General features: G+C 65.4%; 9 protein-coding genes and 1 tRNA gene. 1 reads left to right on the top strand and 9 read right to left on the bottom strand.

Features of this window, described 5'->3' with window-relative positions; translation table 11 throughout:
* Positions 1-604: 604 nt before the first annotated feature.
* The 9 genes from F622_RS0109455 to F622_RS0109415 form a co-directional block, all read right to left on the bottom strand.
* Entirely contained in the window at positions 605-1,210 is a 606-nt protein-coding gene (locus F622_RS0109455; RefSeq protein ID WP_019571807.1) for a DsrE family protein, read from the bottom strand.
* 99 nt (positions 1,211-1,309) lie between these two features.
* Positions 1,310-2,032, bottom strand: coding sequence for a phosphate signaling complex protein PhoU (gene phoU, locus F622_RS0109450; protein WP_018145414.1), 723 nt, complete (start codon positions 2,030-2,032; stop codon positions 1,310-1,312).
* Positions 2,033-2,318: 286 nt separating this feature from the next.
* Positions 2,319-3,149, bottom strand: a complete 831-nt coding sequence (gene pstB, locus F622_RS0109445; RefSeq protein ID WP_018649994.1) for a phosphate ABC transporter ATP-binding protein PstB — start codon at positions 3,147-3,149, stop codon at positions 2,319-2,321.
* A 201-nt stretch (positions 3,150-3,350) separates the two neighbouring features.
* Complete coding sequence (pstA, locus tag F622_RS0109440; protein WP_018176568.1) at positions 3,351-5,018, bottom strand: phosphate ABC transporter permease PstA; 1,668 nt, start codon at positions 5,016-5,018, stop codon at positions 3,351-3,353.
* A 27-nt stretch (positions 5,019-5,045) separates the two neighbouring features.
* Complete coding sequence (locus F622_RS0109435; protein WP_019571806.1) at positions 5,046-7,316, bottom strand: ABC transporter permease subunit; 2,271 nt, start codon at positions 7,314-7,316, stop codon at positions 5,046-5,048.
* A gap of 212 nt (positions 7,317-7,528) precedes the next feature.
* The gene (locus F622_RS0109430) at positions 7,529-8,503 is read right to left on the bottom strand and encodes a PstS family phosphate ABC transporter substrate-binding protein (RefSeq protein WP_018145418.1); all 975 of its coding nucleotides are present in this window, start codon (positions 8,501-8,503) and stop codon (positions 7,529-7,531) included.
* Between the two features lie 299 nt (positions 8,504-8,802).
* Positions 8,803-10,125: a phosphate regulon sensor histidine kinase PhoR gene (phoR, locus tag F622_RS0109425; protein WP_019571805.1), complete on the bottom strand. Its 1,323-nt coding sequence runs from the start codon at positions 10,123-10,125 to the stop codon at positions 8,803-8,805.
* 15 nt (positions 10,126-10,140) lie between these two features.
* Positions 10,141-10,830, bottom strand: a complete 690-nt coding sequence (gene phoB / locus F622_RS0109420) for a phosphate regulon transcriptional regulator PhoB (protein WP_018170003.1) — start codon at positions 10,828-10,830, stop codon at positions 10,141-10,143.
* A 158-nt stretch (positions 10,831-10,988) separates the two neighbouring features.
* Positions 10,989-11,774, bottom strand: coding sequence for a 3',5'-cyclic-nucleotide phosphodiesterase (locus F622_RS0109415; protein WP_018170002.1), 786 nt, complete (start codon positions 11,772-11,774; stop codon positions 10,989-10,991).
* Between the two features lie 251 nt (positions 11,775-12,025).
* Here F622_RS0109415 and F622_RS0109410 point away from each other — a divergent pair.
* A tRNA-Ala gene (locus F622_RS0109410) sits at positions 12,026-12,101 on the top strand.
* The last annotated feature ends 3 nt before the right edge of the window (positions 12,102-12,104 follow it).

Genomic DNA, 12,104 nt, shown 5'->3' with positions numbered 1-12,104 from the left:
ACCGTCGATGCTGATCCACAACTCGGCCTTGCCGACATCGACCCCGATCCGATGCGTTGCCATCATCACACCTCCCGAGCTAGCTTGGAGTTGTCTGTCGGGGCCTCACCGAACGCTGGCTTGCCATCTATCGTCGGTCCCGTGCCGATCGATTCCTTATCGGCGTTTAAGGTGAGGGGTGGGACGAATTCTCCTACCGTCTGTGCCACAGGCCAGATGCCGGCCTCGTCCCTCCACCCCGACAGACCCTTTCTAGGCCTGCCGGGGTTAAACATACAAGGCGCCTGGAGACCCGGGCCCGCACGGGCCTTGAGCCCGGCGGACGCTCGTTGCTAATCAGGAGAGCGCTTTTCCACAAACCGCATGAAGGCACGAAGAAGATCAAGGGCGGTCTTTCCACGGCGTATACAGAGGGCGCGGCGTGAAGGGGTCCAAGGGTGCGCAGAAATGGGTATCGGTACACCGATCCGTGCTGCTCAGCCCGCACACAGCTCCGATCCCGTCAACCATCCTGGCGTTCTCGGTGTCCGCTGTGGCCTCCATGGTTACAGGCTCTCGACCGTCTTTGCGTCTTCGTGGGGCGTATCTTTGTGAATCGGCATGCTCAGGGGGTGCCGAAGTCGAACTCCCAAGGGTCTTCCGGGGGCGCGTCGAGTAGTGACGGACGCAGGCGGATCACTTCGAAGCCCAGTTCGCGATAGTCATCGAGGCGGTCCGGGGCGCGGTCGGCGACCTCGACGAAGTCGGCAAATGCCTCCGCGTCCAGGCCGCGCCAGCCGGCAAAGGTGCCGCAGACTGCCACGTTCACCCCTTCGTCGCGGACCAAGGCCTCCACCTCGTCGTGCAGGCTGGTGTGCTGCGTCGCCTCGCTACGCGTCAGGGTGAATTGTTCCGCACCGTGGGTGACGACGGCCACCGGGTAGTCGGGGTCGCGTTCGCGCAGGCGGGCGACACTGGCCCGAATCTCGGGAAGAAGCGCCGATAGCGCTGCGCGGTCGTTCTCGATGATCTCGAAGACCACGCCTTCGGGAAGCTTGTCACGTTCCAGGAGTTCGAGGACGGCCGCGGAGGGTTCGCCCGGGGGCAGCGGGTCAGAGGAGGTCACGGGGCCCGCGTGCAGGCTGGGCATGGCCAGCATGGCAATGAGGCCGCCCACGAACAGCCAGGAGGGAAGCGGAAATGGTCGAGGGCGTGAGCGGGTAATCCACATGGCCCTATTCAAGCGAGGATCGCCGAACCACGCAAACACCCGCGCACGGGGGCAGCAGAATTGGGGCTCCCGCGCGTGGGCAGAGTCGAGTCGCCGGGGTCAGTGGCGGTCCCCGGTGGCCTGCTCGGCCATTTGCTCGTAGCTGGTGTGGCGCACGTCCTTGCCCTTGACGAAATAGACGACGTATTCGCAGATGTTGCGCGCGCGGTCGCCGATACGTTCCAGGGAGCGGGTGGCCCAGACGATGTCCATCAGGCGCGGGACGGAGTCCGGGGCGGCGGTCATCTGCCGCATCAGTTTGTGGGTGACGGTCTCGTACAGGCTGTCGATCTGGATATCGAGCTGGGCGACGCGCACGGCCTGTTCCACGTCCATACGGGCGAAGGCATCCAGGGCCCCGCGGGTCATCTCGCGGACATGTTCGCCCATGCTGGCGATATCCGACATCGGGGCGCTGTTGCGGTCCTCGTCCAGCAGGTGCAGGCCCATGCGGCCGACCCGCTCGGCCTCGTCGCCCATGCGTTCCAGATCGGTGATGGTCTTGATGACCGCGATCACCAGCCGCAGGTCGGAGGCGGTCGGCTGGCGCCGGGCGAGGATGTGGGTGCACTCCTCGTCGATCTCGACCTCCTTGGCGTTGACCTCGTAGTCGGAGGTCATGACCTTCTCGGCGAGTTCGGCATCGCCCTCGACCATCGCGTGGACGGCATCGGCGAGCTGCTGCTCGACCAGGCCGCCCATGGCCATCACCTGCTTGATGATGTCTTCCAGCTCGGCGTTGAACTGCTGCGAGATGTGTTGCTTGAAGAAGCTCTTGTCCATGGTGTTTTCCTAGGGAGACACTGATGAATGTACGCGTCCGCGCTCAAGTCGGTTTTGCCCGCTGACAAGGCGCGGTGACTGCCGTGCAGTGACTCTGCACAAGGGAGCCGCAACGCTGGCAGCGGGCAAAAGCGGCCGAGCCCCGACCTCTAAGTGAGGACATACGGGGTTGTTGCCCCATTTCCAGAGTGTTGGTACCGGCAAGGGCCTTGTCGGCCTGTTTGTAGCGCTTGCTCTCGCACAAAATGGGGCACCAACGCGGAGGTGTGGATTCATCAGTGTCTCCCTAGCCGAAGCGGCCGGTGATGTAGTCCTCGGTCTGCTTCTTGGCAGGCGAGGTGAACAGGGTGTCGGTGTCGGCGTATTCGATCAGCTCGCCCATGTACATGAAGGCGGTGTAGTCGGAGACGCGCGCGGCCTGCTGCATGTTGTGGGTGACGATGACCAGCGTGTAATCCTTCTTCAGCTCGATCATCAGCTCCTCGATCTTCAGCGTGGCCAGCGGATCCAGCGCCGAGCAGGGCTCGTCCAGCAGCAGGACCTCGGGGTCGATTGCGATGGCGCGGGCGATGACCAGGCGCTGCTGCTGGCCGCCGGACAGGCCGAAGGCATTCTCGTGCAGGCGGTCTTTCACCTCATCCCACAGCGCGGCGCGCTTGAGCGACTTCTCCACCACCTCGTCCAGCTTGCGGCGGTTCTTCACGCCCTGCAGGCGCAGGCCGTAGGCCACGTTCTCGTAGATCGACTTGGGGAACGGGTTCGGCTTCTGGAAGACCATACCCACACGGCGGCGCAATTCGGGGACATCCACGGACTTGTCGTTGATGTCCGCGCCGTCCAGGCGGATGGTGCCCTCGATGCGTACGGAATCGATCAGGTCGTTCATGCGGTTGAAACAGCGCAGGAACGTGGACTTGCCGCAACCGGAAGGCCCGATGAATGCCGTGATGCGGTTCTTCGGGATGCGGATGTCGATGCCCTTGAGCGCCTGGTCCTCGCCGTAGAAAAGTTTGAGGCCCTCCGCGGTCAGGCAGATGTCCTCACGGTCGAGGTTGAGGCCGCGCGGGGCCTGGTTATTCTGGGCCACGTTGACGGCGTGGGTCTGGGTGTCACTCATTTCGGGTACTCCATGGGGAATGGGGTTCGACGCATCCCGGCACCGCGAGGGGGCGGAAAAGCACCGTCATTGCGAGGCGCGCAGCGACGTGGCAATCGGTTTGGGTGCCTCCGGCGTGTGGGGTACCGGAAGCCGATTGCCGCGGCCCCTGCGGGGCCTCGCAATGACGTTGCGTGCGAGAAACGTTGTGCATGTCGTGTCTCAGTCACTGTCGGCGCGGTACTTCTCGCGCAGGTAGTTGCGGATCGAGATGGCGGTCAGGTTGAGCACGATGATCAGCATCACCAGGATCAGGGCGGTCGCGTAGACCAGCGGCCGGCCGGCCTCGACGTTCGGGCTTTGAAAGCCGACGTCGTAGATGTGGAAGCCCAGGTGCATGAAGGCGCGATCCAGGTGCAGGTACGGGAAGTTGCCGTCCACCGGCAGGCTGGGGGCCAGCTTGACCACCCCGACCAGCATCAGCGGGGCCACCTCGCCGGCCGCGCGCGCGACGGCCAGGATCAGCCCGGTCATCATCGCCGGCGCCGAAAGCGGCACGATCAGGCGCCACAGGGTCTCCGCCTTGGTCGCGCCCAGGGCCAGCGAGCCGTGGCGGATGCTGGCGCCGATGCGGGTCAGGCCTTCCTCGGTGGAGACGATTACCACCGGCAGGGTCAACAGCGCGAGCGTGAGCGAGGCCCAGATGATCGCCGGCGAGCCGAAGGTGGGCGAGGGCAGGGCATCGCGGAAGAACATCTGGTCGATGTTGCCGCCGACCAGGTAGACGAAGAACCCGAGGCCGAATACACCAAATACGATGGAGGGGACGCCCGCGAGGTTGTTCACCGAGATGCGGATGATGCGCACCAGCGGGCCCTGCTTCGCGTACTCGCGCAGGTAGATCGCGGCCAGCACGCCGAACGGGGTTACGACGATCGACATGATCAGGACCATCAGTACGGTCCCGAAGATCGCCGGCAGGATGCCGCCTTCGGTGTTGGCCTCGCGCGGATAGCCGGTCATGAACTCCCAGAAGGTGTGCACGTAGTGCCCGAGCTTCTGCGGGATGCTCATGTCGTTCGGCCACCAGGCGTTCACGACATCCGCCAGTGCGATCACGGATTCGGCGCCGTCGGCGGTCTCCATCAGGATGGCGTAGCGGCGCAGTTCGCGGCGCAGCTCGTTACGTTCGTTTTCCAGCTCCGCGTACTGCTCCTCGAGTTCCGCGCGTTCGGCCTGCAGTTCGGCCTCGCGCTCGGCGCGCTCCTCGATCGACAGCTCGGTGGCACGCTCGATACCGCGCAGGGCAATGCGGATCTGCTCGATCTGGAAATTGATCGCGCCGATGTCCACGCGTTCGATGCGTTCGATCTGGCGGACCAGGCCGCGGGTCTCGGGGATAACCGCCTCGAAACGCACGCGGGCCTCGTTGCCGGTGGCCACGGCCTCGCCGTCCACGCGGAACTCGCGAACGAAGCCGTAGAAGTTGCCCCACTGCAGGCGTTCCAGCACCACGGCATCGCGAGGCATCTCGCGCTCGCCCATGAAGTCGTCCAGATACCAGCGGAAGTCTCGCGAGTCGAGGTCACGATTGCCGCGCTTGACCAGGTGCCGTACCACGATCTCCTGGCCTTCGGGCACGTCGAAGCCGGCGTCGCGCATGGCCTGGGCGGTCATTGTCTCGGAGCGCTGGAACTCGCCCATGACCTGGGTAGGCTCGCTTTGCTGCGCCGTCTGGTATTCGAACTGGGCCACGCTGGACGGCCAGAAGAACGACAGGCCGTTGACCGCAATCATCAGGATCAGCCCGAAGACCATCACCAGCGAGGTGGCCACCGCGCCCGCATTCAGCCAGATCCAGGGGGTGCCGGATTTGAACCATTTATTCATCGGATCGAGACCTGTCTGGAATGCGTTTTAAAGGGAGGCGTACTTGTTGCGCAGGCGCTGGCGCACGATCTCGGCGACCGTGTTCACGAAGAACGTGAGCGCGAACAGCACCAGTGCGGCGAGGAACAGGATGCGGAAGTGGCTGCCGCCGACCGCGGCCTCGGGCATCTCGACCGCGATGTTGGCGGAGAGCGTGCGCATGCCCTCGAAGATGTTGAAATTGACCACCGGCGAGTTCCCGGTCGCCATCAGCACGATCATGGTCTCGCCGACGGCGCGGCCGAAGCCGATCATGACCGCCGAGAAGATCCCCGGGCTGGCGGTCAGCAGGACCACGCGCACTACGGTCTGCCAGGGTGTGGCCCCCAGCGCCAGCGAACCCTGGGTCAGGTGCTTGGGCACGTTGAACACGGCATCCTCGGAAATCGAGTAGATGGTCGGGATCACCGCGAAGCCCATGGCGATGCCGATCACGAGGGCGTTGCGCTGGTCGTAGGTGATGCCGTTGTCGGTCAGCCACTGGCGGGCGTCGCCGCCGAACATCCAGATCTCGATCAGGGGGCTCAGCGTCACCGCGAACCAGCCCACCAGCAGGATCACCGGGATCAGGATCGCGGCCTCCCAGCCCGCCGGTATGAACGCGCGGACCTGCTCGGGGAGCACACGGGTCCAGACGAAGGCCATCAGCAGCATGGACAGCGGCAGCAGAATCAGGATGCTCGCGACGGCGGGCAGGTTCGCCTCGATGAACGGGGCCAGCCACAACCCGGCGAGGAAGCCGAGGATGACCGTGGGCAGCGCCTCCATCAGCTCGATCGAGGGCTTGGTGAGCGTGCGCATGCGCGCCGACATGAAGTAGGCGCTGTAGATCGCCCCCATGATCGCCAGCGGGGTGGCGAACAGCATGGCGTAGAAGGCGGCCTTGATGGTGCCGATGGTCAGGGGGATCAGCGAGAACTTGGGTTCGAACTCGTCGGTGGCCGAGGAGGACTGCCAGACATAGTCGCCACCCGAGCGGCCCTCGTACCAGACCTTCTGCCACAGCACGTGGAAGGAGACCTCCGGATGACGGTTCTCCAGGCGCTGCAGGTGCCAGTTCTCGGCCTCGTCGATCGCGATCAGCAGGCGGTTGCGCGGGTCCACGTACACTCGATGCAGCGCCTGATCGGTAATCTGGCGTTCCACCAGGGTGCGCTGCGAGGTGGGGTAGTGGATCTTGATCTGGCCGGTTTCGTCGGCGGTCAGGAAGCCCTTGCGGATGTATTCGGGCTGGGTGTTGGTGACCGGCCCGGCGTGCGCGGGGAATTCGCGCACGCGGGTGATGCGGTTCACGTTGTCGGCGTCGCGCACCAGCATGTACTGGGTGACCGATCCGTCCGAGCCGCCCACGACGATCGACACCGTGCCCAAGAGGTATTCGAGCGAGGTGACTTCGGCCTCGTCTCCGCGAATCACGCGCTTGCTGTCTTCCAGGGTCGCGCTGGCCGGACGACGGATATCGTAGGAGTGCAGGCGCCCCTGGTCGTCGCCCACGAGCATGATGCGGCCGGTGATGTCGAGGAGGATGCGGGTGGCCGTGCTGCCTTCTGGCAGGGCGGGCATGTCGTAGGCACTGCGGCGCACCTGGGTCTCGCCGGTCATCATCGAGGTGGTTTCCTCGAACTGGACCAGGCGGATGCGGCCGTCCTCCGTGGTGGCGGCGACACGAATCCCACTGGAACCGCGCTGGATCCCGACCACGCTGATGGCGGGGCCATCGCCGTCGATATCCAGCAGTGCGGAGTCTTCGTCACCCAGCGGGTAGATCACGTGCGGGTCATATTCGCGGCCCTCGGGGGTGAAGCGCTCGTTGTATTCGTACTCGATGGCGAGGACCTGCCCGTTGTCGAGGCCAAGCGCCACCAGGCGGGTGCGCGGCTCGGCCGCGGTGAAACTGGTGACCCGGACATCATCGGGGATCGGCAGGGTCTGTTCGCGCACGATCTCGCCGGTATTCGGGCGGAAGAACACGGCACGCCGGTCGTCGGTGATGCGCACGGCCATTTCGCGGTGGCGATTCACCGCCAGGTGCACGGTGCGGGTATCGGCTCCGCCGGGGGCGTCGTACTCGGTCAGGGGGTCGAGCTTGGCGCCCTGGAACATCGGCAGGGTTTCGCTCAGGAGGTAGACGAACATGAGGGTGAGGGCGCCGACCACGGCGATCCCGAAAAACCCGATCATGTAGCGCGCGGAGCGATCCTTGGTGCGGCGCCAGCGCTGGAAACCGGCGAGACGCGGGGCGATGGTGGCGGTGGACATGAAGTTCCCCTGAGAGCCGCCGCGAAGGGCGTGCAAAACCATTGGATGTCGGGGCGTGATGCTACGGCCGCTATGTGACAGGGACGTGACATCCATGTGACGGCTGGTTGACCGGTGGGCGAGGAAGGCCTGCGCGCAACACACAAAAAAGGCCGGAACCCTTGGGTCCCGGCCTTTGCACCCATTCCCTGGGCGCGGGTACTGCGCCCGGTTTATTCCAGACCGAGGTTCTTGCGCTCGCGCTCGGCGACCGTGGCCGGCAGCGGGATGAAGCCATCACGCACCACGACTTCCTGGCCTTCCTTCGACAGCACCATCTTCAGGAACTCGGCGGCGCGCGGGGTCAGGCCGTCTTCCGGGTGCTTGTTGACCATCACGTAGAGGAAGCGGGCCAGCGGGTAGTCACCGGAGGCGGCGTTCTCGCCGTTCGGCTCGAAGTAGTTGCCTTCTTCGGTGCCCAGCGGGATGGCGCGCACACCGGAGGTGGAGTACCCGATGCCGGAGTACCCGATGCCGTTCAGGGACTCGGAGACGCCCTGAACCACCGAGGCGGAACCCGGCTGTTCGTTGATGGCGTTCTTGAAGTCGCCATCGCACAGGGCGTGCTGGCGGAAGTACCCGTAGGTGCCGGAGACGGCGTTACGGCTGTACAGGGTGATGTCACGGTTGGCCCACGAGCCTTCCAGTCCGAGCTGACCCCAGCGGGTGATGTCCTCGGCACCGCCACAGCGGCGGGTGGAGGAGAAGACGGCGTCGACCTGATCGATGCTCATGCCTTCGATCGGGTTGTCGCGGTTCACGAACACGGCGATGGTGTCGATGGCGACCGGCACGGCGGTCATCTCGTAGCCGTGGCGCTGTTCGAACTCGGCATGTTCGCTGTCACGCGGCATGCGCGACATCGGGCCGAAGTCGGCGGTGCCTTCGGTCAGGGCGGGCGGGGCGGTGGAGGTGCCGGCACCCTGGATCTGGACGTTCACGTTCGGGTAGAAGCCCTGGAATTCTTCCGCCCACAGGGTCATGAGGTTGTTCAGGGTGTCGGAACCGATGCTCGACAGGTTGCCGGAGATGCCGGAGACCGTCTCGTAGGCCGGGATGTCGGCATCGACTTCAGCCGCGGCGGTCAGCGGGGCGATGGCGAGGGCTGTGGCCGTGGCCAGCGCGAGGATGCTTCGCTTCAACAACATGGGTGTACTCCCTTGGGCTTGCTTGAGGTTTTCAAGGCCGAGTGGCTCGGTCCTTGATGACGAATTATCGGGAGCGGTGCTTGCAGTTGCGTGACGCGCATGTGACAGCCGCGTGACATCTGGCCCGGTAGGGATGGGGCCGGGTTCGTGGGGGTGATTACTTCGTTGCGCTTGCAATGACGGGTATTGGTATAGGTCATTGCGAGGAGCGAAGCGACGCGGCAATCGGTCCGAAAGGCCCATGGGTTCGGGGTGTTTGCGGACGATTGCCACGGGCCCGGCGGGCCCTCGCAATGACGTTAGTTGGAGGGGCCGGAGGGTGCGGCGCGGCGGATGCGGCTCATCGGGAACAGGCAGGTGAACCGGCTGCCGCGGCCGACCTGGCTTTCGATCGCGAGGTGGCCTTCGTGGCGGGCGAGGACGTGCTTGACGATGGCCAGGCCCAGGCCTGTCCCGCCGCGCGACTGGGTGCGCCCGGCATCCACGCGATAGAAACGTTCGGTCAGGCGCCCGAGGTGATGGCTGGCGATGCCGGGCCCGGTGTCCTCGACGCTCAGGCGTGCGCCGTCGTCGTCGACCCGCCAGCGCAGGGTGATGGTGGTGCCGCCAGGTGTGTACTTCACGGCATTGAACAGCAGGTTGGCGCAGGCCGAGCGCAGTTCGTCCGGGTTGCCCTGGAACTCCAGTTTGGGGTCGGCGTCCAGCACGATCGCGTGCGCTTCCGTGCCCGAAAGGATGCGCGCCTCGTCCGTCAGCTTCTGGAACAGTGGGAACGGGTTGAACCAGTCCTGCGGGCCGGTGGTTTCGCCGGTCTCCAGGCGTGAGAGCAGCAGCAGGTCGTCCACTAGCAGTTTCATCCGCTCGGACTGTTCGCGCAGCATCTGGACCGAACGCGCGAGCTGAGGCTGGTCCTCCAGTTCGTCTTCCAGGCTCTCGGTGACGCCGTAGAGTACGGTCAGCGGCGTGCGCAGTTCGTGCGAAACGTTGGCGATGAAGTCGCGGCGCATGACCTCCAGGCGGTGCAGGTGGGTGGTGTCCCGGGCCAGCAGCAGGTACTGCGCGTCGCCATAGGGGAGCATGCGCATCTCCAGTTGGCGTTCGCTGTCCAGGGGGGAGGGCACGGTCACCCGCGCGAGGGACTCGCGGGCACGTTCCATGAACGTCAGGAACTCCGGGTGGCGCAGGAGATGGGTAATGCGCTGGCCCTCGTCGCGCGGCCAGTGGAGCCCGAGCAGCTGGCAGGACATGTCGTTCAGCCACTCGATGCGCAGGTCATCGTTCAGGACCACTACCGCGTCGGGCATGGCCTTCGCCGAGTCCCGGTAGCGCTCCAGCAGCTGGCGCAACCGATGCACGCGGTTCTCGTGGCGTCTGCGGCGGCGGTAGAGGTGGTCGAAGATCACGCCCCACAGGCCGCGCACGTCCGGTGGGTCGGCACGGCCGCCCCGGCGCAGCCAGGTCTCCAGCCACAGCAGGTTGGCGATGTTCCAGGCCAGTGCAGCCCCAAGCAGAAACGCCAGGGTGGGCCAGAACTGGCCGGTGGCCCAGCCAAGCGTCAGGAGCGGCAGCGCGATCAGCAGGCTGGTAATGAGGATGTCGGGCCAGGTCTTGCGGGGCTGCACGGGGACCGCCGAAGGTCAGGGAAGTTGCGAGAAACGGTACCCTGAACCACGCACGGTTTGCACCAGGTGGTCATGCCCGGTGTCGGCCAGCGCCTTGCGCAGGCGGCGGATGTGTACATCCACCGTGCGTTCCTCTACATAGACGTTGGTGCCCCAGACCTTGTCCAGCAGCTGTTCGCGGCTGAACACCCGATCCTGATGGGTCATGAAGAAGTGCAGCAAGTTGTACTCGGTCGGGCCCATGCTGATGGCCGCGCCGTTGCCGGTGATGCGATGCGAGACGGGATCCAGACGCAGGCCCTCGATCTCGATCGGTTCCTCGCTGGTGGTGGGCGAGGTGCGGCGCAGCACGGCCTTCATGCGCGCGACCAGCTCGCGCGGCGAGAACGGTTTGGTTACGTAGTCGTCGGCGCCGACATCCAGGCCGCGCACGCGGTCTTCTTCCTCGCCGCGGGCAGTCAGCATGATCAGCGGGATGTCCTTGGTGACGGGGCTGGTCTTGAGCGTACGCGCCCAGTCGATGCCGCTGATGTCCGGCAGCATCCAGTCCAGCAGGATCAGATCCGGCGGGTCTTCCAGCAGGAGGGATTTTGCCGAGCGGACATCTCCGGACTCGCGGACCTCGTAGCCCGCCTTCTGGAACGGCACCTGCAGCATCTCGCGGATCGCTGCATCATCTTCCACCAGCAGAATTCGAGTGGCCATGGCCCCGTCTCGTGATTACCTGGTCCGCATTAGATAACAGGGATGTTACAGGCGTGTGAACGGGAGGTGGTGCGGCGGCAACCAGCCTGTGGCGTGTTCGGGCGGCTCGCGACCGATCGCCGCGACCCTGCGGGCCTCGTGATGACGAGCGATAGCCGCTAAGGGTGGGCGCCGAGTTCGAAGCGTTCGTCGCCGTGCAGGAAGATCATGCCGTCGTGGTGCGGCGAGCGGGCGAGCTGCTGGCGGATGGCCTGTTCGTGGCCGGGCTTGAGATGGGTAATGGCAATGCGCGGGCGGTGCTGCAGTTGTGCCAGGTCCTCGCCCAGGTGCTGCGGGGTGTAGTGCTTGGCCAGATCCGCCATGCCCTCCATTTCGTCTGGGAGGCCGGTCTCGATCATCAGCAGATCGAGGTGGGGCAGGGCGTTCAGCGCGGGCCAGAGCAGGTGCGAGGAGGTCGTGTCGCCGCTGAAGGCGAAGGCGGCCCCGTCGCTGTTGGTGACGCTGTAGCCGACTGCGGGCACGGTATGGCGGGCGGGCAGCACCTGGATCTCGCGATGTTCCACCGCGATGCTGTGACCGGGTTGCAGCGACTCCAGGCGGATCAAGGGCTGATCGGGCCGTGGCAGACGGGTGAAGTCCGGCCAGATCACCCAGTTGAAGACGTGATCGCACAGGGCCTTGAGTGTTGCCGGGAGGCCGTGGACGTGGATGGGCGGGGCATCCGGGCTGTAGACCATGTCCGCCAGCATCGGGAGGAAGGCGATATGGTCTAGGTGCGAGTGGGTCAGGAAGACATGGCGAATGCGCCGCAGCTCCTCCAGGGTCAGATCGCCCACGCCACTGCCCGCGTCGATAAGGATGTCGTTATCGATGAGGATGGATGTGGTACGCCGGCCCGGGCCAATCCCGCCACTGGCGCCAAGGATGCGAACGGACAAACTCATGTCGGACAGTATATCGAGCGAGCAGCGGGCCGTCGTGTGGCCAGACCCGCGAGCCGGAGGCTGGGGTCGGTCGCCCCGGGTCGTTGGAGGTGGGTGACGGACATGCCCTAATGCTAGACCGGGTCCAGGCCCAAGTTCCGTGACGTGCGGCGCGAAAAGGTGATCCCGAGGCACGGCGGGGCGTCTCGCGAATCTTGTGCGGGCGGGGCTTCCCGCCACCCGGCGGAGTTGCTAGAATGCGCGTCCTGTTTGGGGCGGTAGCTCAGCTGGGAGAGCGTCGCGTTCGCAATGCGAAGGTCGGGAGTTCGATCCTCCTCCGCTCCACCAAAC

It is taken from the genome of Thioalkalivibrio sp. ALMg3, from assembly GCF_000381225.1.
Taxonomy (GTDB): Bacteria; Pseudomonadota; Gammaproteobacteria; order Ectothiorhodospirales; family Ectothiorhodospiraceae; genus Thioalkalivibrio; species Thioalkalivibrio versutus.
Note: the sequence above shows the minus strand (reverse complement) of the source record. Positions and strands in the feature narration are given on the sequence as shown.

Coding starts and splice junctions, on each gene's coding strand:
- pstA (WP_018176568.1), bottom strand. CDS start 5,018: ATGAATAAATGGTTCAAATCCGGCACCCCCTGGATCTGGCTGAATGCG.
- phoU (WP_018145414.1), bottom strand. CDS start 2,032: ATGGACAAGAGCTTCTTCAAGCAACACATCTCGCAGCAGTTCAACGCC.
- phoB (WP_018170003.1), bottom strand. CDS start 10,830: ATGGCCACTCGAATTCTGCTGGTGGAAGATGATGCAGCGATCCGCGAG.
- F622_RS0109435 (WP_019571806.1), bottom strand. CDS start 7,316: ATGTCCACCGCCACCATCGCCCCGCGTCTCGCCGGTTTCCAGCGCTGG.
- pstB (WP_018649994.1), bottom strand. CDS start 3,149: ATGAGTGACACCCAGACCCACGCCGTCAACGTGGCCCAGAATAACCAG.
- F622_RS0109455 (WP_019571807.1), bottom strand. CDS start 1,210: ATGTGGATTACCCGCTCACGCCCTCGACCATTTCCGCTTCCCTCCTGG.
- F622_RS0109430 (WP_018145418.1), bottom strand. CDS start 8,503: ATGTTGTTGAAGCGAAGCATCCTCGCGCTGGCCACGGCCACAGCCCTC.
- F622_RS0109415 (WP_018170002.1), bottom strand. CDS start 11,774: ATGAGTTTGTCCGTTCGCATCCTTGGCGCCAGTGGCGGGATTGGCCCG.